Origin of the sequence: Limnohabitans rimovensis (SeqCode), assembly GCF_965234775.1 — a bacterium.
Classification (GTDB): domain Bacteria; phylum Pseudomonadota; class Gammaproteobacteria; order Burkholderiales; family Burkholderiaceae_C; genus Limnohabitans; species Limnohabitans rimovensis.
The window spans coordinates 1,035,283-1,055,046 of the sequence record NZ_OZ248562.1 but is presented as its reverse complement, the minus strand read 5'-3'; the positions used below and the strand labels follow the sequence as shown (position 1 = coordinate 1,055,046).

Annotated in this window: 18 protein-coding genes; 7 read left to right on the top strand and 11 right to left on the bottom strand. The window is 54.1% G+C overall.

Annotated features, from left to right (window positions below):
- Nucleotides 1-98: 98 nt before the first annotated feature.
- The 5 genes from AC8GFZ_RS05010 to hutC are packed head-to-tail and all read right to left on the bottom strand — an operon-like array spanning nt 99 to nt 4,774.
- Nucleotides 99-1,457, bottom strand: coding sequence for a formimidoylglutamate deiminase (locus AC8GFZ_RS05010; protein WP_506642951.1), 1,359 nt, complete (start codon nt 1,455-1,457; stop codon nt 99-101).
- The gene (gene hutG / locus AC8GFZ_RS05005; protein WP_506642949.1) at nt 1,454-2,257 is read right to left on the bottom strand and encodes an N-formylglutamate deformylase; all 804 of its coding nucleotides are present in this window, start codon (nt 2,255-2,257) and stop codon (nt 1,454-1,456) included. The genes AC8GFZ_RS05010 and hutG overlap by 4 nt, the downstream gene beginning before the upstream one ends.
- Complete coding sequence (hutI, locus tag AC8GFZ_RS05000) at nt 2,254-3,498, bottom strand: imidazolonepropionase (RefSeq protein ID WP_506642947.1); 1,245 nt, start codon at nt 3,496-3,498, stop codon at nt 2,254-2,256. Before hutI ends, hutG begins: the two co-directional genes overlap by 4 nt.
- Entirely contained in the window at nt 3,495-4,070 is a 576-nt protein-coding gene (locus AC8GFZ_RS04995) for a HutD/Ves family protein (RefSeq protein WP_506642945.1), read from the bottom strand. The genes hutI and AC8GFZ_RS04995 overlap by 4 nt, the downstream gene beginning before the upstream one ends.
- Entirely contained in the window at nt 4,067-4,774 is a 708-nt protein-coding gene (gene hutC / locus AC8GFZ_RS04990; protein ID WP_506642943.1) for a histidine utilization transcriptional repressor HutC, read from the bottom strand. Before hutC ends, AC8GFZ_RS04995 begins: the two co-directional genes overlap by 4 nt.
- Before the next feature lie 84 nt (nt 4,775-4,858).
- Between hutC and hutU the strand changes: the two genes are divergently transcribed.
- The 5 genes from hutU to hutH are packed head-to-tail and all read left to right on the top strand — an operon-like array spanning nt 4,859 to nt 10,728.
- Nucleotides 4,859-6,562 (top strand): urocanate hydratase, encoded by a 1,704-nt coding sequence (gene hutU, locus AC8GFZ_RS04985; protein ID WP_506642941.1) that lies wholly within the window; start codon nt 4,859-4,861, stop codon nt 6,560-6,562.
- A 53-nt stretch (nt 6,563-6,615) separates the two neighbouring features.
- On the top strand, nt 6,616-7,560 hold the full coding sequence (locus AC8GFZ_RS04980; RefSeq protein ID WP_506642939.1) for an ABC transporter substrate-binding protein: 945 nt from the start codon (nt 6,616-6,618) through the stop codon (nt 7,558-7,560).
- A 5-nt stretch (nt 7,561-7,565) separates the two neighbouring features.
- A complete protein-coding gene (locus tag AC8GFZ_RS04975) occupies nt 7,566-8,342 on the top strand; it encodes an ABC transporter permease (RefSeq protein WP_506642937.1) in 777 nt (258 codons plus the stop codon).
- 2 nt (nt 8,343-8,344) lie between these two features.
- Nucleotides 8,345-9,124, top strand: a complete 780-nt coding sequence (locus AC8GFZ_RS04970; protein ID WP_506644236.1) for an ABC transporter ATP-binding protein — start codon at nt 8,345-8,347, stop codon at nt 9,122-9,124.
- A 41-nt stretch (nt 9,125-9,165) separates the two neighbouring features.
- A complete protein-coding gene (gene hutH / locus AC8GFZ_RS04965) occupies nt 9,166-10,728 on the top strand; it encodes a histidine ammonia-lyase (RefSeq protein WP_506642935.1) in 1,563 nt (520 codons plus the stop codon).
- On the opposite strand, the gene AC8GFZ_RS04960 is transcribed toward hutH, so the two are convergent.
- The 3 genes from AC8GFZ_RS04960 to AC8GFZ_RS04950 form a co-directional block, all read right to left on the bottom strand.
- On the bottom strand, nt 10,725-11,714 hold the full coding sequence (locus AC8GFZ_RS04960; protein WP_506642933.1) for a 2-dehydropantoate 2-reductase: 990 nt from the start codon (nt 11,712-11,714) through the stop codon (nt 10,725-10,727). The genes hutH and AC8GFZ_RS04960 overlap by 4 nt on opposite strands.
- A 176-nt stretch (nt 11,715-11,890) precedes the next feature.
- On the bottom strand, nt 11,891-13,411 hold the full coding sequence (locus tag AC8GFZ_RS04955; protein WP_506642931.1) for an acyl--CoA ligase: 1,521 nt from the start codon (nt 13,409-13,411) through the stop codon (nt 11,891-11,893).
- 233 nt (nt 13,412-13,644) lie between these two features.
- Nucleotides 13,645-14,619 carry a quinone oxidoreductase family protein gene (locus AC8GFZ_RS04950; RefSeq protein ID WP_506642929.1) on the bottom strand — a complete coding sequence of 325 codons (975 nt, stop codon included), beginning with the start codon at nt 14,617-14,619 and terminating at the stop codon, nt 13,645-13,647.
- A 115-nt stretch (nt 14,620-14,734) separates the two neighbouring features.
- Here AC8GFZ_RS04950 and AC8GFZ_RS04945 point away from each other — a divergent pair, with 115 nt between their 5' ends.
- Both AC8GFZ_RS04945 and AC8GFZ_RS04940 read left to right on the top strand, forming a co-directional pair.
- Entirely contained in the window at nt 14,735-16,027 is a 1,293-nt protein-coding gene (locus tag AC8GFZ_RS04945) for a flavin-containing monooxygenase (RefSeq protein WP_506642927.1), read from the top strand.
- Nucleotides 16,028-16,050: 23 nt separating this feature from the next.
- The gene (locus tag AC8GFZ_RS04940) at nt 16,051-16,848 is read left to right on the top strand and encodes an enoyl-CoA hydratase-related protein (RefSeq protein WP_506642925.1); all 798 of its coding nucleotides are present in this window, start codon (nt 16,051-16,053) and stop codon (nt 16,846-16,848) included.
- Nucleotides 16,849-16,936: 88 nt separating this feature from the next.
- Here the strand turns inward: AC8GFZ_RS04940 and AC8GFZ_RS04935 are convergent, their stop codons facing one another.
- The 3 genes from AC8GFZ_RS04935 to AC8GFZ_RS04925 are packed head-to-tail and all read right to left on the bottom strand — an operon-like array spanning nt 16,937 to nt 19,753.
- Nucleotides 16,937-18,235: a TRAP transporter large permease gene (locus AC8GFZ_RS04935; protein ID WP_506642923.1), complete on the bottom strand. Its 1,299-nt coding sequence runs from the start codon at nt 18,233-18,235 to the stop codon at nt 16,937-16,939.
- A 3-nt stretch (nt 18,236-18,238) separates the two neighbouring features.
- Nucleotides 18,239-18,751 (bottom strand): TRAP transporter small permease, encoded by a 513-nt coding sequence (locus tag AC8GFZ_RS04930; RefSeq protein WP_506644234.1) that lies wholly within the window; start codon nt 18,749-18,751, stop codon nt 18,239-18,241.
- Between the two features lie 9 nt (nt 18,752-18,760).
- Nucleotides 18,761-19,753, bottom strand: a complete 993-nt coding sequence (locus AC8GFZ_RS04925; RefSeq protein ID WP_506642921.1) for a TRAP transporter substrate-binding protein — start codon at nt 19,751-19,753, stop codon at nt 18,761-18,763.
- Between the last annotated feature and the right edge of the window lie 11 nt (nt 19,754-19,764).

The following is a 19,764-nucleotide window of genomic DNA, read 5'->3' as shown; positions in this document are numbered from 1 at the left end:
TGAGAAAAGAAGTCTCGATGCACCGAGTTTGCTCATATTTCTGAAGTCGATGCTGGCGCGTTCTCATTCGATCCAGTCCTATTCAGTCTCTAAAAATTTCACAGTTGATCCATGGTTTTTAAAAAATCAGTTCGCCACTGCGGCGTTGGGTGCACTACCTTTTTACCCGCAACAAAGACATTGTGAGAGTTGCTTGATGGTGTGGAAAATATCAAAGCATCCATTAAACGCTCAGCAGGCACACCTAGCAGTGCGTCCGACTCTAAGTTGATCTCAACCAAATCAGCACGTTGCCCCATGGCAATACCCGCAAGTGGCAAACCAGCAGGCTGAGAACCGCCTTGAACGGCATTTTCAAATAACACTTGCCCTGTTGAGCCGAGGCCATTTTGATGAAGCAAACTCACGTTGCGTTTGCGCAATGACAATCGACATCCGTACTCTAGCCAACGAAGTTCCTCAGTCCAGTTGCGGTTGACATGACTATCGGTGCCGATAGACCACCGCATGTTTTGACGCAGGGCTTCAGGCAGATCAAAAAAACCATCACCCAAATTTGCTTCCGTGGTGGGACAGATCACCACAGAGGCTTGTTGCGCTTGAATGCCATTAATTTCTGCAACTGTTGAGTGTGTGGCATGGACCAAATTCCATCGCGCATCCAGCTTTGCGTGCGCAAGCAGCCACTCAACAGGTCGAAGTCCTGTGTGAGCAATACAGTCTGCAACTTCTTTGGTCTGCTCGGCAACATGAATATGCACTGGCGCAGAGCCACTGAGAGATGTCAAGCTGAGGATCTCTGCTTGAGCCACGGCTCTCAGTGAATGAATAGCAACACCTGAAGTCAAGCAAGATTGCTTGCCGTTTGAATGGGCATACTGAATAACGGATTGCTGCTTTTCCAAAATAGACTCAGGCGTTGAAGCAAACCTTCTTTGCATCGAATTCAATCCGGGTTGCCCAAAGCCCTGGTTCATATAAAGTGTTGGCAACATGGTCAAGCCAATGCCCACCTTGCTTGCAGCACGGACCAAGGCCCAAGTCATCTCAGCAGCATCGGCGTAATCTTGCCCGTCTGGGTTGCGATGTAAGTAGTGGAATTCACAAACGTGTGTATAGCCACTTCGCACCATTTCGCTGTAAAGCCACGTCGCAATAGACTCCAAATGATCGGGGCCAATGCGCAGCGCCACTCGGTACATGCGATCGCGCCAACTCCAAAAATCATCACCTGATTGCGAACTGCATTCTGTCAGGCCCGCAATTGCTCTTTGAAACGCGTGGCTGTGTGCATTCACCAAGCCTGGCACAACACACCCAAGATGTTCGGCACCATCAGACTCGGTAGCGGATGCATTTGGCTGAATAAGCGTCCAAAAACCCCGCGCATTCGACTCTAAAAGCACATTGGAAGCCCAGGCACCATCAACCCAAGCCAATTTAGCTTTGAATTTCATAGGCTCAGTAATTTCACTTGATTCAGTGCCGCGATCATCATCTTGTGCAGCAGGGGCTGAACTTGTGCTGCAAGTTGGGGTTGGTAGTGATAAGGCGGCAGTTCACTCATGTAGATGGACTGACATTTTTCAAGTTGAACGGCATGAATACCGCCTTGAGGATTGCCATAGCAACGTGTGATGTAGCCACCTTTGAAACGACCGTTTAGAACATGTGTAAATTCTTTTTGTTGTTCACAGGCTTCCATGACCGCAACCCCCACAGACTCAGCAGCCGACAAACCATTGGCCGTACCAACGTTCAAATCGGGCAATTTGCCATCAAACAGCCAAGAAATTTCACCTCGTATGCTGTGCGCATCCCACAAAAGAACATTGGGGTGCAATGAGCGCAACCTGATTAGCTCTTGCGAAAGTGCTTGATGGTAAGGTTGCCAATATGTTTCTCTGCGCCGCAACTTTTCTGCAGCATCCGGCTCGCAGCCATCTTTATAAAGGGGGTCGCCTGTGAAAAAACGTGTAGGACAAAGCTCTGTATTGGAAGCACCTGGATACATGGGGGCATCATCCGGTGGACGATTCAGGTCAATGACATAGCGAGAAAAAACAGGCGTCAAAATACTGGCGCCCATATCTTTCAAAAAATTGTATAAATGATTCAAGTGCCAATCTGCGTCCTCAACTTCCAGAGCGCGAGGAACGTAGTTAGACCTCAACTCATCAGGCAACACTGTGCCTAAGTGGGGCATGCTGATAAGCAGTGGTGCAGTGCCTAGGTGTAGATTAAATGTAGGTGTCATTTTTGCGATGAGTGTGGGTATGAAATTGTTTGACGAATCTGTCCGCCCCATATGGTTGACAAACAAGGATTGGATCCAAATGCATATGCCAACTCCGCGGGGTGATGGACATCCCACAAAACAAAATCGGCACGCTGATTGGCAGACAAAGCGCCACGATCTTTCAAACCCAGTGCTTGTGCGGCTATGCGAGTAACCCCGGCCAAAGCCTCTTGAGGCGTCAAGCGCATGAAGGTGCAAGCCATGCTCAACATCAGCAATAGAGATGTGCAAGGGGAGCTGCCAGGATTTGAATCGGTAGAGATGGCCATTGGCACTTTGTGCTGTCTCAAGAGATCAATGGGAGGCAGTTTGGTTTCACGAAGAAAATAGAAAGCACCTGGTAACAAGACGGCCACAGTTCCCGCTCTTGCCATGGCTGCTGCGCCTTCTTCATTCAGCCATTCCAAATGATCACAACTTAAAGCGCCATACTTTGCCGCCAAGGAAGCTCCGTGGCTGTCTGTCAGTTGTTCTGCATGCAACTTCACAGGCAAATTCAGCCGTATGGCTTCTTTGAAAACTGTTTCAGTTTGTGCATATGTAAAACCAATTCGCTCGCAGAAAGCATCGACAGCATCTATCAAGCCCTCAGCCCTCAGAGGTTCCATCATGGCAACCACTGAATCAATGTAAGCATCTGCTCGGTCTTGAAATTCCGGCGGTACGGCATGTGCGCCTAAAAACGTATTTTGGATTTGAACGAAATGATCCTGTGCAAGTTGTCGCGCAACTCGCAAACACTTGGCTTCATGCGCCAGTGACAAGCCATACCCAGATTTCACCTCTAGGGTCGTCACACCTTCTTTAAGAAGATAGGAAAGACGTTTTTTTGCTGATTCGTAGAGTTGCGCTTCCGTGGCCGAACGAGTGGCTTGCACTGTAGACTTAATTCCACCACCAGCACGTGCAATGTCTTCGTAGCTTGCACCATTCAAGCGCAATTCAAACTCATTGGCACGGTGTCCGCCATACACCAGATGGGTGTGGCAATCAACCAAGCCGGGCGTAATCAGTGCATTGCGTGCATCGTGTATTGCTGCGCCATGACGGTATTGCGCCGGCATTTCTGTTCGCGGACCCACCCACGCCAAATGCGCATCTTCAATGACGAGTGCGCCATCGTCTATCAGGCCATAGCTGGCATCATGACCTTCTTGCATGGTTGCAAGACGAGCGTTTTCCCATATCTCAAATTTCATAGAGAACACTCCATTTGAATCAACAGCACATGCATGTCACTGAATTCGATCTGTACATTCTGTTCAAGTGTGACCCAATACAAGGACGCTTTGCTCAATTCATGCCTTTGTTGATTGAGTGTGAAATGACCACCCTCATCTACAACAAAGATGGCCAAAATGGTTTTGGCTTTGATGTGCTGGGAAAAAAAAGTACGGTTAATCCGGTTCATCTGGGCTTTTGCGCCCTGAACCATCAGGTTGAAATCCAATGTGGGGCCGTCTATCAACGAACAGTCACATGGCGTATCACCGGAGAACTGAATGACGGGATCCAATGCGCCCAACACCATTCGCTTATCTGGAAACGCCAGAGCAACACCGGCGCCGTTGAGCACAGCAAACCATCGTTCCACGCCTTTGAATTCTGAAAAGGGGCCGTCGTTGTCAATGCGAGCCACAGACATTCTAAAAAGCCATTGCGACGGATGAGGCCAACATACCAAAGCTTGGGTGGTACCACCGCCATTTTTCCAGGGGCTAGCGGGCACATCTTGAAGTCGAATTTGATGCCAATCTTGCAACTGCATCATTGAAATGCACCTTTAAAACTGTACCTGCTTGCAGGATAGATGAGCCGTGCCAAAGAGGCCACCTGTTCTGAGCTGGCGGTAGTTCTGACCATCACCAAGCACGGCTGTGAAGTTTTAATTTTCAAATGCTGCGCTTCCATCTCGTTTGGTAAGACCGCTTCTATGGAATATGAAGCACTGGTGACTGGAACGACGTCTAGCAAGTGACGAGTGGGTGTGGTTTTAGAAAAATCCACAGATAAGTAGTCAGGTGCCAATTTGGGATTGACATACCGATCTTCAAATTGAAGCGGCACACCATTTTCAAAGTGAACCATGATGGTGTGAAAAAGTAAGCTTTTGAATGGCAAGCTAAAACAAGTTGCAAGCGCCTTGTTTGCTTTTGTATGCCCAACAAAAATAATTTCTGTGCTGTGCACATGACCTCGGTCTTTTATTTCTTCTTGAATGTCCCTAATTTCTAGCTTAGAAGAGACTTGATCAATTTCTGCGACAAAAGTTCCAGACCCTTGAACGCGTCTCACCACCCCTTCTGCCATCAGTTCCCGAAGAGCTCGGTTGACGGTCATGCGACTCACTCCGAATTGGTGCATCAGGGCACTTTCACTGGGCACAGGGTCACCCGCTATCCATTCACCCTTCTTGATTTTGGTGCAAATGAAAACTTTAACTTGCTTGTAGATGGGTACTTTTTCGAAATGCATAGACTAGAGAATACTACGATTGACAGAGGTTGTATAGACAACTAGGATTGACTCAGTTTCATTTAAATAAACATTTTTAAAACCATGAATGCTCCTTCAATTCCAAGCAGTTTGCTTCGCAAAGCGCGGCCGGTCAGAGCACCACGCGGACCGATCATCAGTTGCGCCAACTGGGAAATCGAAGCAGCCTACCGAATGATTCAAAACAATCTTGATCCTGAGGTGGCTGAAAACCCTGATGAACTCGTGGTCTATGGCGGCATTGGCAAAGCAGCAAGGAACTGGGACTGTTTTGAGGCCATCTTGGAATCACTTCGATCCCTCAAGCCCGATGAAACACTGCTGATTCAGTCGGGTAAACCCGTGGGTATCTTTAGAACCCATACCGGAGCTCCGCGCGTTTTGTTGGCCAATTCGAATTTAGTTCCCAAGTGGGCCACATGGGAGCACTTTAACGAATTGGACCGCGCTGGCCTCATGATGTACGGTCAAATGACTGCGGGTAGCTGGATTTACATTGGCAGCCAAGGGATTGTTCAAGGCACCTACGAAACCTTTGTGGAAGCCGGCAGGCAGCACTTCAATGGTGATTTATCAGGTCGCTGGATTTTGACAGCGGGTCTTGGTGGCATGGGTGGTGCACAGCCTTTGGCCGCTACTTTTGCTGGCGCTTGCTCGCTCAATATTGAATGCCAACAGTCCCGCATCGACTTTCGCTTAAAAACAAAATATGTCGACAAGCAAGCGGCCACAGTGCAAGAGGCACTTGACATGATCGCTCATCATACGGCTCGCAAAGAAGCCGTGTCTATTGCCTTGTGCGGCAACGCCGCTGAGCTGTTACCCCAACTGGTTGCAATCGCCAAGCAAGGCGGTATGCGCCCCGATATCGTCACAGACCAAACATCGGCGCATGACATCATCAATGGCTACTTGCCGATTGGCTGGACGCTTGAAGACTGGCGTGCGGCGCAAAAAGATCCCAGCCGCCATGCGGCACTCACACAAGCCGCAGGCGATTCATGCGCCACCCACGTTAAGGCGTTGTTGGCCTTTCATGAAATGGGCATTCCAACTGTCGACTATGGCAACAACCTAAGGCAAGTTGCCAAAGATTACGGCGTCGAAAACGCATTTGACTATCCCGGTTTTGTACCCGCCTACATCCGCCCTTTGTTTTGTCAAGGCATCGGCCCATTTCGTTGGGTTGCACTGAGCGGCGACCCAAGTGATATTTTGAAAACCGACGCCAAAATGAAGGAGCTGTTTCCCAATCACAAGCACCTGCACCGTTGGTTAGACATGGCTCAAGAGCGCATCAGCTTTCAAGGCTTGCCTGCGCGCATTTGCTGGATTGGATTAGGGGAGCGTCATTTGGCCGGTTTGGCCTTTAATGAAATGGTCCGAAATGGAGAGCTCAAAGGTCCAATTGTCATTGGCAGAGATCATTTAGACAGTGGATCCGTTGCATCTCCCAATCGCGAAACCGAGGCCATGATGGATGGCAGTGATGCCGTCAGCGATTGGCCATTGCTGAATGCCCTTCTCAACACGGCCAGCGGAGCCACTTGGGTTAGCTTGCACCACGGCGGTGGTGTGGGCATGGGTTACTCACAGCATTCAGGCGTGGTCATTGTTTGTGATGGGACTCAAGCGGCCGATGAAAAGCTGTCTCGGGTTCTGTTCAACGACCCAGCCACAGGCGTTATGCGACATGCAGATGCAGGTTACGACTTGGCCAAAAAATCCGCCAATCTAAACCATTTGCAATTGCCCATGATGTCTTGATTCATTTTTTCGCAGTATTTTTCACTTCAACTTTTAATCACAAAGGAGCTCACATGAAACATCTCGTTACCTTGGCACTCGCCTCTACCCTAAGCTGTGTGGCAATCGCACAAGAAACCAAAGTGAGCATTGCGCTTTCTGGTTGGACTGGTTTTGCACCCCTGACATTGGCCAAAGAAGCAGGCATCTTCAAGAAGAATGGCCTAGATGTCACCTTGAGAAAGGTGCCACAAAAAGATCGCCATTTGGTCTTGGCGTCAGGCGACGTGCAGTGCGCTGCCACCACCGTTGAGACGTGGATCGTATGGAACGCCAATGGAGTTGCAACAACCCAAATTTTCCAACTCGATAAAAGCTTCGGTGCAGATGGCATGGTTGTAAAAAACGACATTGCCAAAATCACAGACTTAAAAGGTAAAACCGTTGCAGCCAGTGCCCCTGGTACCGCTCCGTACTTCACTTTGGCTTGGATGTTGAAGAAAAATGGCATGACCACAAAAGATGTCAAGATCGTGAACCTTGAGCCCCAAGCTGCGGCCAATGCCATGATTGCTGGCAATGCAGGCATTGATGCAGCCTTGACTTATGAGCCCTACTTGAGCGCAGTGCGTGCCAAACCAGAAGCTGGCAAGATCATTGCAACAACACTTGACTATCCAATGATCATGGACACATTCGGTTGTGTTCCTAAATTCCTGGCTGACAATCCAAAGGCAGCAAAAGCCATTGCCGACAGCTACTTCGAAGCCGTAGAAATGATCAGCAAAGAACCCAAGAGAAGCTTTGAGATCATGGGCGCTGACGTCAAGCAAACAGGTGAGGCTTTTGAAGCCAGCCAAAAATATTTGCGATGGCAAGATCGTGCAGCCAACCTGAGGTTCTTTAGCGGTGAGCATGCTCAATTTAGCAAAGAAGCGGCAGAGTTGCTGTTAGAAGCAGGGATCATCAAGCAATTGCCAGACATGAGCAAATTGGCTGATACCCGCTTCATTAAGTAAGCACAATGCGGCCCTTACAACCCGTATCGCCCAGCGCCAAAGTGGCGCTGGGTATTTCATTCTTTGTTCTTTTCTTTGCAGTGTGGGCATTCGCCACATTGGGTGGCTATGTATCAAAGACCTTTTTGGCCGACCCCATCACCATGGTTCGATCTGGATATGACCTCCTGGTCAACCAAGGTTTTGCATATGACATCGGCATGACTGTTTGGAGGGTGTTGGGCGGCTTCTTTATTGCGGCCATTCTTGCAATACCTATTGGAATTTTAATGGGCGCCTACAAACCCATTGAAGCCCTTCTGGAGCCCTTCGTCAGCTTTGCAAGGTACTTGCCTGCGTCAGCATTTATTCCGCTATTAATTTTGTGGGCAGGCATTGGTGAAGCGCAAAAATTAGCCGTCATTTTTATTGGCTCATTTTTTCAATTGATTCTCATGATTGCCGTCTCTGTGGGCAACACAAGGCGTGATTTGGTAGAAGCGGCCTACACACTGGGTGCCAAAGACAGTGGTGTTGTGACGCGTGTTTTGTTGCCAAGTGCATCGCCTGAATTGGCCGAAACATTGAGAATGGTTTTAGGTTGGGCGTGGACCTACGTCATTGTTGCCGAGCTCATTGGGGCTTCAAACGGCATTGGTCACATGATCACTGACAGCCAAGCCTTAATGGCCACTGATCAAATTATCTTTGGGATCATCGTTATTGGCTTAATTGGTTTGATCACCGACATCGTCTTCAAAACATTCAACCGATGGCTCTTCCCATGGGCAAGACTAAGTTAAAAATGTCCATTCTTCAAATCTCGCAAGTAAGCAAAACATTCAGTACACAAGGTGCAGTCACGCAAGCGTTGACCGCCACCGATCTGACTGTTAACGAAAATGATTTCATCACTATTTTGGGACCTTCAGGATGCGGTAAGTCAACTTTGCTTCGCATGGTTGCCGGTCTTGATACACCCTCGTCAGGGGAAATAAAGCTTGAAGGCGTTCGAGTCACAGGCCCAGGTGCCGATCGCGGCATGGTGTTTCAAAGTTACACCCTCTTTCCATGGCTCAACGTTTTAGAAAATGTTTGTTTTGGTTTGCGCGAAAAGGGATTGCCTTTAACCGAACAGCATGAAACAGCACACAAGTTTTTAAAACAGGTTGGGCTGCAGGATTTCGCAAAGCATTTCCCCAAGCAGCTGTCAGGTGGCATGCAGCAAAGAACGGCCTTGGCGCGAGCATTGGCAAACGACCCACGCATCTTGCTCATGGATGAGCCTTTTGGTGCTCTCGACCATCAAACCCGAGAATTGATGCAAGAGTTGCTTCAAGACATCTGGCAATCTGAAAGAAAAACAGTTTTGTTTGTGACACACGATATCGATGAAGCCATCTTCATGGGCAATCGCGTCATGGTGATGAGTGCACGTCCGGGCCGCATTAAATGCGATTTACCCATTGAGCTTCCCTACCCCCGCCATTACTCGGTCAAAACGACACCTACCTTTTCAGAGCTAAAAGCCAGGTTGACGGAGGAGATTCGCATAGAAGTGCGGCGGGCGAGCGGGCTCGAATAGTTATTGACAGCAGGAGTTGTGTTTATGCAGAATATTTCCACATGATTTCATCCTCTCGACAACCCCTGGTCTTGACGCCAGGACGCATGTCAATTGCGCAATTGAAGTTGATTCATCAACATCAGCAGTTCATTGCTTTGCCAGAGAGTTGCAGATCAGACATTCGCAAGAGCCACGTGTTGGTGGAAGCATATGCCAATGGCGATGAACCCGTATACGGTGTCAACACAGGATTTGGCAAGCTCGCCAACCAACGCATCAACAAAGAGCAATTGCACACCTTACAACTGAACTTAATTCGCTCTCACAGCGTGGGTGTGGGAGAACCACTCGCAGCCCCAATCATTCGACTCATGTTGGCCACCAAAGCAGCGAGCTTGGCGCGTGGCTATTCAGGCGTCAGAGAAATTGTCATCGATACGCTTTTGGCTGTTCACAATGCAGGATTGGTACCAGACGTACCCTCGCAAGGCTCTGTGGGTGCATCTGGTGATTTAGCCCCTCTTGCGCACATGACATTGGCGCTGCTTGGGGAAGGGTACATCTGGGTCAATGGCATCAAAAGGCCAGCGCTTGATGCGCTAAAAGATGCAGGCATTTCACCCTTGACTTTAGAGGCCAAGGAAGGTTTGGCGCTCATCAACGGCACCCAAACATCTACAGCTTTGGCATTGCACGCCCTCTTTATTTTTGCACCAGTCTTTGAAGCTTGTTTGGTGATTGGTGCTTTAACCATCGATGCTGCGCGTGGGAGTGATGGGCCCTTTGATGCGCGCATTCACGAATTGCGGGGACAACGAGGGCAAATTGAAGTTGCCACGGTGTACCGAAATCTATTGATTGGCAGTGAGATCAGAAACTCACACCGCGAAGGCGATGATCGGGTGCAAGACCCCTACTGCCTCAGGTGCCAGCCTCAAGTGGTTGGCGCATGCTTAGATCAAATCAAGCACGCCATTCAAATCTTAACCATCGAAGCCAATGCCGTCACAGACAATCCACTTGTCTTTGCCAACGACGGCGTGATGTTGTCTGGCGGTAACTTTCATGCGGAACCTGTTGCCTTGGCAGCAGATGGCCTGGCTTTAGCCATTGCAGAAGTCGGCGCCATAGCAGAAAGACGCATTGCCATGCTGATTGACAGCAATGTGTCCCAACTTCCCCCCTTCTTAACCAACGATGCCGGGCTTAACAGCGGTTTTATGATTGCTCACGTGACCGCAGCTTCGCTCGCGTCAGAAAACAAGTCATTGGCACACCCGGCCAGCGTCGACAGTTTGCCTACCAGCGCAAATCAAGAGGACCATGTCAGCATGGCCACCTTTGCGGCGAGACGGCTGCAAAGCATGGTTCGCAATACAGCTTATATTCTCAGTATTGAATGGCTGGCTGCTGCACAAGGCATAGAGTTTCTGAGACCTTTGCAATCTTCAGTTTCACTAGAAAAAGCAATGGGTATTTTGAGAGAGAAAGTGTCATTTTTGGATCAAGATCGTTGGCTATCACCTGATATTGAATCTGCAAGCGCACTGGTTCACAGCGGGAAACTTTCTGAACTCATGCCAAACTTTCATTTGATTGAAAAAACCCATTTCACAGATTAAATTCCGCCACGGGTCTGCAGCGTCTGCCCCAACAACTTGGTGACCGCGTAGATCGCTTCGACGGTGGGAGTGGGTGTGTCGGTGATGCGACCCAGTTCCACCACCGCGCCCACCAAGGCTTCGAGTTCTAGCGCGCGACCGGCTTCCAGGTCCTGAAGCATGCTGGTTTTGTGCGCGCCCACGGCCTGGGCACCAGCCAGCCGCTGCTCAAGCGTGATGCGGAACTGCACGCCCAGCCGCTCCGCGACCGCTTTGGCCTCACCCATCATGCGCGTGGCCAACTCGCGGGTTGGGGCGAAGGTACAGATTTGCTCGAGCGTGGCGTGTGTCAGCGCGCTGATGGGATTGAAGGTCAGGTTGCCCCACAGCTTGACCCAGAGTTCGCTGCGGATATCTTTGCTGACCGGTGCTTTGAAGCCAGCGTGCATCATGACCTTGGATAAGCGCTCGACGCGTTCGCTGCGCGCGCCATCGGGTTCACCAAGGGTAAAGCGGTTACCCTCCATGACCCTGACCACGCCTGGTGCGACCAGTTCTGCGGCCGGGTAGACCACGCTGCCGATCACGCGCTCGGGCTCGATGTGGGCCGCAATCAGGCCACCCGGGTCTACCGCCTCAATGGAGCGCCCCTCCCAGGGGCCAGCCAGCTGATGGAAGTACCACCAGGGGACGCCGTTGATCATGCTCACCACCATGGTCTCGGGGCCGAACAGGCCGCGCAAGTCCGGTAACAGGTCGCGCACCTGGTGGGCCTTGACGGTGAGCAGCACGACATCCTGCGGCCCCGCATCCAAATAGCGTTGCACGGCGCGCACGCCCTTTGCATGCAGCTCGCTGCCATCTTCTTCAATGAGGCGAAATCCGTTGGCGTTGATGGCTTGAAGGTTGTGGTTGCGGGCGATGAAGGTGACTTCCTCCCCGGCGGCCGATAACCTTGCACCCAGAAAGCCACCTATGGCTCCCGCGCCGACGACGGTGATCTTCATGTGTTCAATTTCCTCTGTTCTTGAGCTTGGCCGGGAGGGTATTTTCCAACCCGTGTGGGAGGGCAGGCACAGATCGTCTCATGCCTTATGTGCCCGCGATTGCAGTGATTGCCAGTGCGCACTGGCCACACCCACATCAACAAGGCCAGCGCTGTGATATCCGCCACCAACAGGACTCACCCAAGACCCAGCTTGGCAGCCAGGCCGATGCGCTGCAGCTTGCCCGTGGCACCCTTGGGTATTTCGTCCAGGATCAGGATTTTCTTGGGCACCTTGAATTCGGCGGCGCGTCCACCCACAAAGGCCTGCAGATCGCGCTCGGTGGCGGTCTGACCTTCGCGCAGCACAACCGCGGCTGCGATTTCTTCGCCCAGCTTGTTGTGGGGCATGCCAAAGCACACCACCTGAGCCACTGCGGGATGATCCATCAAAATCTCGTCCACCTCGCGCGGACTGATTTTTTCGCCGCCGCGGTTGATGATTTCCTTGAGTCGCCCAGTGAGGGTGACGTAGCCGTCGTCATCCATCATCCCCTGGTCACCGGTGCGAAACCAACCGTTTGTGAAGGCCTCTGCATTGGCTTTGGGGTTGCTCTCGTAGCCGGCCGTGACGTTGGGGCCACGGATGACGATCTCACCGGTGCTGCCGCTTTTCAGCAGCGTGCCATCCTCGGCCATGATGGCCACCTCCGGGCCAGCAGCAATGCCCACGCTGCCGGGCTTGCGCACGGCTGGCGGCAGGGGGTTGCTGGCCATTTGGTGCGTGGCCTCGGTCATGCCGTAGCTTTCAATCAGGGGGGCACCAAAGACTTCCTCCATCTCGCGAATCACTTGCGGTGGCATGGAGCTCGAGGAGCTGCGAATAAAGCGCAGCGGGTGCCTCGCGATCACGTCGGCGCTTTTAGAGGCGCGCGACAGGATAGTTTGGTGCATGGTGGGCACGGCCGTGAACCAAGTGGGGCGGGCCTCGTCCATCCAAGCAAAGAACTTCAGTGCATTGAAGCCGGGGGTACAAAACACCATGGAACCAGCTGACAGCGGTGTCAGCACGCCAGCGATCAGACCGTGGATGTGGAACAGCGGCATGATGTTGAGTCCGCGGTCTGCGGCCGTGAAGGCCAGGGTATGGGCAATGTGTTGGGCCGAAGCGCACAAGTTGGCTTGTGACAGGGGCACTATTTTGGGCCGCGATGTGGTGCCCGAGGTGTGCAGCACCATGGACACATCAGACGGCTGGGCAAGCCCAGGGGACTCTGCGGCAATGCCAGGCGCTTGGTCACATTGCAAGCTGAATTGACCAGCGCCGGCTGCCCAGTCAGGCACCAATTCAATGATCGCCACACCCATGCGCTGCGCAACCGCCACGGCGGGCGATGTGCTTCCTTGCTCAACCACCAGCGCGCGGGCATTGAGGTCGGACAGATAGAACTCAAACTCTTCGGCCCGGTAGGCCGGATTGAGCGGCGCGGTCGCCACGCCACAAGCGGCAGCGATAAAGCATGCGGCCATCTCCGGACCGTTGGGCAGCACGATGGCGAGTCGGTCGTTGCGGCCAATACCCATGCCATTGAGGGTGGTCAAAGTGCGGTCTACCAAGGCGCGCAGTTCACCGTGGGTGAGGTCGGAGCGGCCAGGGGCGCTCAGGGCTGCTTGATCAGAGGTGCCGCTCTCAAGCAGGCGGCGAAGACTTGTTTCCATGGGCGGCTCAGCGATCTCGGTGGAAGTGCAATCCACCGTGTTAAGGGGACATGAGATGGTTTGGCCTGTATGGCCGAAACCCTCAAACCTGTTCGAAAACTCAGGGCTATTATCAACGCACCTTTATCGGCTGACCGTTACAAAAAAGCCGAGCACGTTTTCACGTTCTGGGCATTGTGTATGGGCTCCTCGACCTGGGCCAGAACCACGGACTGGTTGATTCAGCCATCGCCTCATGCAACTTGAATCACAATTTTCCCAATGTGCTGGTTGGTCACCATGTGGTCTTGCGCCTCGGTGATTTGGTCAAACGCAAACACTTGGCTGACCAAGGGCCGCATGTGGTCGTTGCCCAGCAGCGGTCCCAGGTCGCGCGCCATGGCCTGAAAGCAAGCGATGCGCTCGGCCATGCTGCGGGTTCTAAAGGTGACGCCAATCAATTGCAAACGTTTGAGCGCCAAGTCGTCGAGGTTGATCTCGCCGCCCATGCCGCCCAAGCGGCCAATCTGCACCCAACGCCCCAAAATGGCCATGGCTTGCATGTGCTCGGTGATGGCGCCTCCACCCACCGAGTCCAGCAACAAATCCACGCCATGATCGGGCGCGATGGCCTGCACACGCTCGGTCAATTTTTCGCGGCTCAGGTCCACCAAGTGGGTAAAGCCCAGGCCTGACAGTTCTGACAGCTTTTGCGTGCTGCGGCTGCTGCCGATGATGGTGCGCACACCCATGGCGCGGGCAATGTGTGCCGCCGCCATGCCCACCCCCGAAGACGCTGCGTTGATCAGCAGCACATCATCGGTCTTCACACGCCCATTGGTGACCATGGCGTCATGCGCCGTCATGTAGACATTGGGAAACGCGGCCGCTTCGTGCCATGACCAGTGAGTGGGCTTGGGCATGACCAAGCGCTGGTCCACCGCCAAATACTCGACATTGGCCCCGGTCACGCAATGGCCCATCACGGCTTGACCCAGGTTGGCCGTGGCCCCTTCGCCCAGACCCACCACTTCGCCCGCAAATTCGACGCCACTGCCACGGGGTTCGCCTGAGCGGTGCGCTTTGCGCGGCCCAACTTCGCCACGGTTGATGGCCGTGGCCTCGATGCGAACGAGCACCTCACCCGCTTGGGGCTGGGGCTGGTCCACGTCGCGCAATTCAATGCGCCCGCCATGTTCAGCGTGGGGGATGATGAGGGCTGCTTTCATGGGGCCTCCTGTAGCCTGGGTGACGTTTCAGTGAGGTCGCAGTCTATATGATGAACCCAGTGTTCATGAACCCAGGTCTGTCCTGGGGAAACCCTTTCACCTTCAAGGAGGCGCCATGTTGAAAGTTGCCGTCATCGGTGCTGGCGCTGCGGGTTTGTGCGCGGCCAAGCACCTGAAAGCCCAGGGCGTGGCCGTCACCGTTTTCGAGATGGGCAGCCACATCGGTGGCTTGTGGGTCTATGAAAACGACAACGGTCTGAGCCCGGCCTACCAGTCCTTGCATGTGAACTCAGAAAACCGGGTCACAGCCTATGTGGACTTTCCATTTTCAGCCGAGGCACCGCTGTACCCCGACCACCGGCAAATGACCGCTTATTTGCGCGCTTACGCCGAGCACTTTGATGTGGTCAAACACATCCGCTTTCGGTCGCCGGTGGAAGCCGTTCAATCGGACCCGGGCCACGGCGGCCCTTCTTGGTATGTCACCGTGCGCGGTCAAGACAAAGAGCGTTTCGACGCTGTCGTGGTCGCCAGCGGCCACCAAGGCGTGCCCTTGCACCCGCCCTTTGCCCCAGATTTTGCGGGCCGATACCTGCATTCGCACCAGTACCGCGTGCCCGAGCCTTTCAAGGGCCAGCGCGTGTTGGTGGTGGGCATTGGCAACAGCGCGTGTGACATTGCTGCCGATGTTTGCACCCAGGCCCAGGCCACGGTGATCGCGGCGCGATCGCCGGTGCTGCTGATGCCGCGCATGTTTTTGGGCGTGCCCACTTCACGCGTCTTGGCAAAGGTGGAAAAGCCTTGGGTGCCTTGGCCGGTGCGGCGGTTTTTTCGCACCCTGGTCTCGCGCATGGCGCATGGCACCATGGAGCAATGGGGATTTCGCACCCCCACGAAACGCACCCACCCGGCGGGCCACCATTTGTTGATGGGGCATTTTGTCTGGGGCCGCATCAAAGCCAAGCCGGGCATTGCCGCCATCCAAGGCCACGATGTGCGCTTTGACGATGGCACGGTGCAGGCCTTTGACAGCATCATTGCCGCCACCGGTTACCGGGTGGATTTGCCTTTTTTGCGGCCAGAAACTTCACCGGTCGATGGCCACTGGTTGCGCTTGTTTCACCGCGTGGTACACCCCCAGCAACCGGGTTTGTATTTCATGGGCTTTTTCAATGTCAGTGGCGGCGGCAACATCCGCATGATGGACGACCAAGCGCAATGGATCGCCAGTTTGGTCAATGGCCACTGTGGCTTGCCCAGCGTGGCCGAGATGAACCGCGCCATTGACCAAGAGCGCATCACCATTCAAAAGCTCTACCCCGACAGCCCGCGTTATGGCCTGGAGTTGGACCCGGTGGATTACCGCCGGCAACTGGCGCGCGTTCAAGGGTTTGCGAAAAGCCACTGAACCCCACTGCATTGGAGCCATTCATGAGCGAAGACATTTTGTTGACCGTGAGCGAGCGCATCGCCACCTTGACCTTTAACCGTCCAGCCTCGCTCAACAGCTTGAGCCTGGGGTCGATTCAATCCCTGCTGCAACACCTGCGCGACCTGGCGGTGCGCAGCGACGTGCGGGCCTTGGTGCTCACCGGACAAGGGCGCGGCTTTTGCGCGGGCTGGCAACTCGACATGGACCAAGTGCCGGGCATCGAGGGCGAGTCCTTGGGGGTGCGGCAATCGCACCTGATGGCCGAATACTTCAATCCCGTGATCGAGGCCTTGCACGACTGCCCCTTTCCCACCCTGGCGGCGGTGAATGGTGTGTGCGCGGGTGCAGGGGTCAGCCTGGCCTTGGCTTGCGATGTGGTCATTGCCCATCACAGTGCTTCGTTTGTGATGACGTTTGCACCGCGACTGGGCCTGATCCCCGATTTGGGCGCGACTTGGAAAATGCCACGCCTGGTGGGTTGGGCCCGTGCCCAGGCCACGGCCCTGCTGGGTGAGCGAATCAGCGCCGAGCAAGCCGCGCAATGGGGCATGATTTGGCGCGCTGAGCCCGATGCGGATTTTCAAAGCGCCGTGAACGATACGGTCATGCGCCTGAGTTTGGGCCCGCCGGGCATTGCCAAAGAGGTGCGCCACGCCCACCATGCGGCGCAAACCAACACCTTGAGCCAGCAAATGGATGTGGAGCGCCAACGCCAACGGGTGTTGCTCGACACCCCCCACTTCCGCGAAGGTGTGGCGGCTTTTGCGCAAAAGCGGGAACCGAAATTTGGCGCTTAAAGCGCCCACTGTTCTTGGTTCATAAAGGCCGCTTCATGCGCCTCGGTGGGAGACCCATGCAAAGGGTGGGCCAACTCTGCTCAGCGGCTCAGAACAAGACGGAGGGCAGGTAGGTCGCCATGCCGGGCACGGCCACCAGCAGCACGACAAAAGCCACCATGATCAAGAAAAAGGGCAACACCGCCTTGGACACAAAAGCCAGGCTGCGCCCCGACATCATTTGCATGATGAACAAGTTCAGGCCCACGGGTGGCGTGACCATCGACATCTCGACCATCAAAACCATATACACCCCAAACCAAATCAAGTCGATGCCAGCGGCTTGTACTGTGGGCAGCAGCAAAGAACTGGCCAGCACCACGATGGACACGCCATCCAGAAAGCAGCCCATGATGCCAAACAAAATGGTCAAGACCAGCAGCAAGCCATGGGCCGAGAGCTGATATGAATCGATGAACTTGGCAATCGTGGTGGGCAGGCCGGTGAAGTCCACTGCCGATGACAAAAACATCGAACCCATGATGATGAAGGCAATCATGCACGAGGTGCGAACCGACTCGCGCACGCTCTCAATGAAGTTGGCGCGGGTCAAGGTGCCCGAGATGGCCGACAGCAGTAAAGCCCCTGCCACGCCAATCGCAGCTGACTCGGTGGGTGTGGCCACACCGGTGTAGATGGAGCCAATCACCAGCGCAATCAAAATACAGACGGGAATCAAATGCCGACTCAGCTTGAGTTTTTCCATGAAGCCGATGGAGGGCTCTGGAGGTGGCATTTTGTCTTTGTGCAGCATGGCCCAAAAGGCGATGTAGCCCATGAACAGCAGCATCAGCACGATGCCCGGCAAAATGCCTGCAGCAAACAAGCGCGCGATCGACACCTCGGCCGACACGCCATAGACAATGAAGGTGATGGATGGCGGGATCATGATGCCCAGTGTGCCGGCGCTGGTCAAAGCGCCCATGCTCAAGCTGGGCTCATAGCCGCGTTTGTCGAGTTCGGGCAAAGAAATGCGGCCAATCGTGGCCATGGTGGCGGCTGATGAGCCGCAAGCCGCCGCAAAAATGCCGCAACCAATCACATTGACATGGAACAGTCGCCCTGGCAACCGGTTCAGCCAAGGGGCCAGGCCCTTGAACATTTCTTCGCTCAAGCGGCTGCGAAACAAAATCTCGCCCATCCACACAAACATGGGCAAGGCGGTCAAGGTCCAACTGGCGCTGCCGCCCCAAATCGAGGTGGCCATGATGGTGCCAGCGGGTGAGGTCGTACCCACAAAAAACACCACCAAAGCCGCGCCCAGCAGGGCGATGGCGATCCACAGCCCACTGCCCAGCAGCAGCCCCAAGCTGAGCAAGGTGATCAAAGCCAGTTGATCATTGCTCATGGTTCAGGTGGGCGAAGGCTGTGTGCCATCGCGCGGGTATTGGGTGGTTTCGTTCATCAGGTGCGTGATCAAGTTGTCGACCAGGGCGAGCCACAGACAGGCCACGCCAAGCGCCATCCACAACTGAGGCATCCACAGCGGCACGGCAATGATGCCTTGGCCCATTTCATTGAACTGGTAGGAGTCGTAGGTCATCGCGGCGCAGTACCAAGCGAAAAAGCCCACGATGCCCGACGCCATCAACAGGCAAAGGCGCTCAAGCCAGCGCTGCCAGCTGGTGGGCAAGCGATCGGCCAGCAAATTGACCCGAATGTGACCGCCGCTGTTGAGTGTGTAGGCCAAACCCATGAATGACGAGGCGGCCATGGCGTAACCCGCAAACTCTGCACTCCATGACACCACCAGCCCTAAGGGCCGGGCCACAATTTGGATCAGCACGAAGGCCACAATGCCTACCAAGGCCAAGCCCGAGACTACCCCACAGGCTGTGTAACAGCCATTGAGAATTTTGCGCATCACGGGGACTTACTTGTTGCGGAAGTCTTTGAGCGCTGCCACCCCATCTGGGCCAGCACGTTTTTCCCAGTCGGCGGCCAAGACGTCGCCAATTTTCTTCAAGTCGGCTTGGAATTTGGCGTCGGGCACCACGATGGTCATGCCCTCTTTGACCAAGCGGGCCTTGGTCTCATCGCCTTCGCGCTTGCTCCACTCCCAGCCGCGTTTTTCGGCATTGGTCGCGGCGGTCAGGATGATGTTTTGCAAATCAGCGGGCAAGCCTTTGAACACCTGGGTGTTGATCAAGATGGTGTCTTTGGAGTGCGCGGCTTGAAAGTCAATGAAGTACTTGGCGTATTCCCAGGCTTGGGTGGCGACACCCGTGGTGGATGAGGTCAGGGTGGCGTCCACAATGCCCACGGTGAAGGCTTGGCTAAGTTCAGAGGCTTGCAACACGGTGGGGGTGGCGCCCACCAATTCAGCAAAGCGCGATGCCGCTGGGCCCCAACTGCGGTGCTTCATGCCTTTGAAGTCCTCCACTTTGGTGACCGCTTTTTTGCTGATCATGCCCATGCCCGGAAATGGCACGGTGTACAAAATCGTGATGCCTTGCGCGTTCAGGCGCTTGTCCAAATACGGCTTGGAAATTTTCCATAAGCGCTCGGCCGCGTCATAGCCACGGTCCAAAAACAAAATGCCGTCGATGTCAAAAAAAGCAAACTCATTGCCGTAGGCGGGCAGGTTGGTCTCGGCAATCGGCACCTGACCGGTTTGAACCGCGCGCTTGATTTCGGGCATTTTGAACAGCGATCCATTCGAGTGCACCGTGATGTCAATGCGTCCGCCAGACGCTTGCCGGATTTCGTCGGCAAACATGCGCGTGTTCTTGGTGTGGAAGCTGCCATCGGCATATGGCGTGGGCATGTTCCATTTGAGGTTTTGTGCTTGGGCGGCCACCGGCATCAGCGATGCCAATGCCAGGGACAAGGCGGATAAAAGCAAATGGCGCTTGGGCAATGTCATGGGATTTCTTT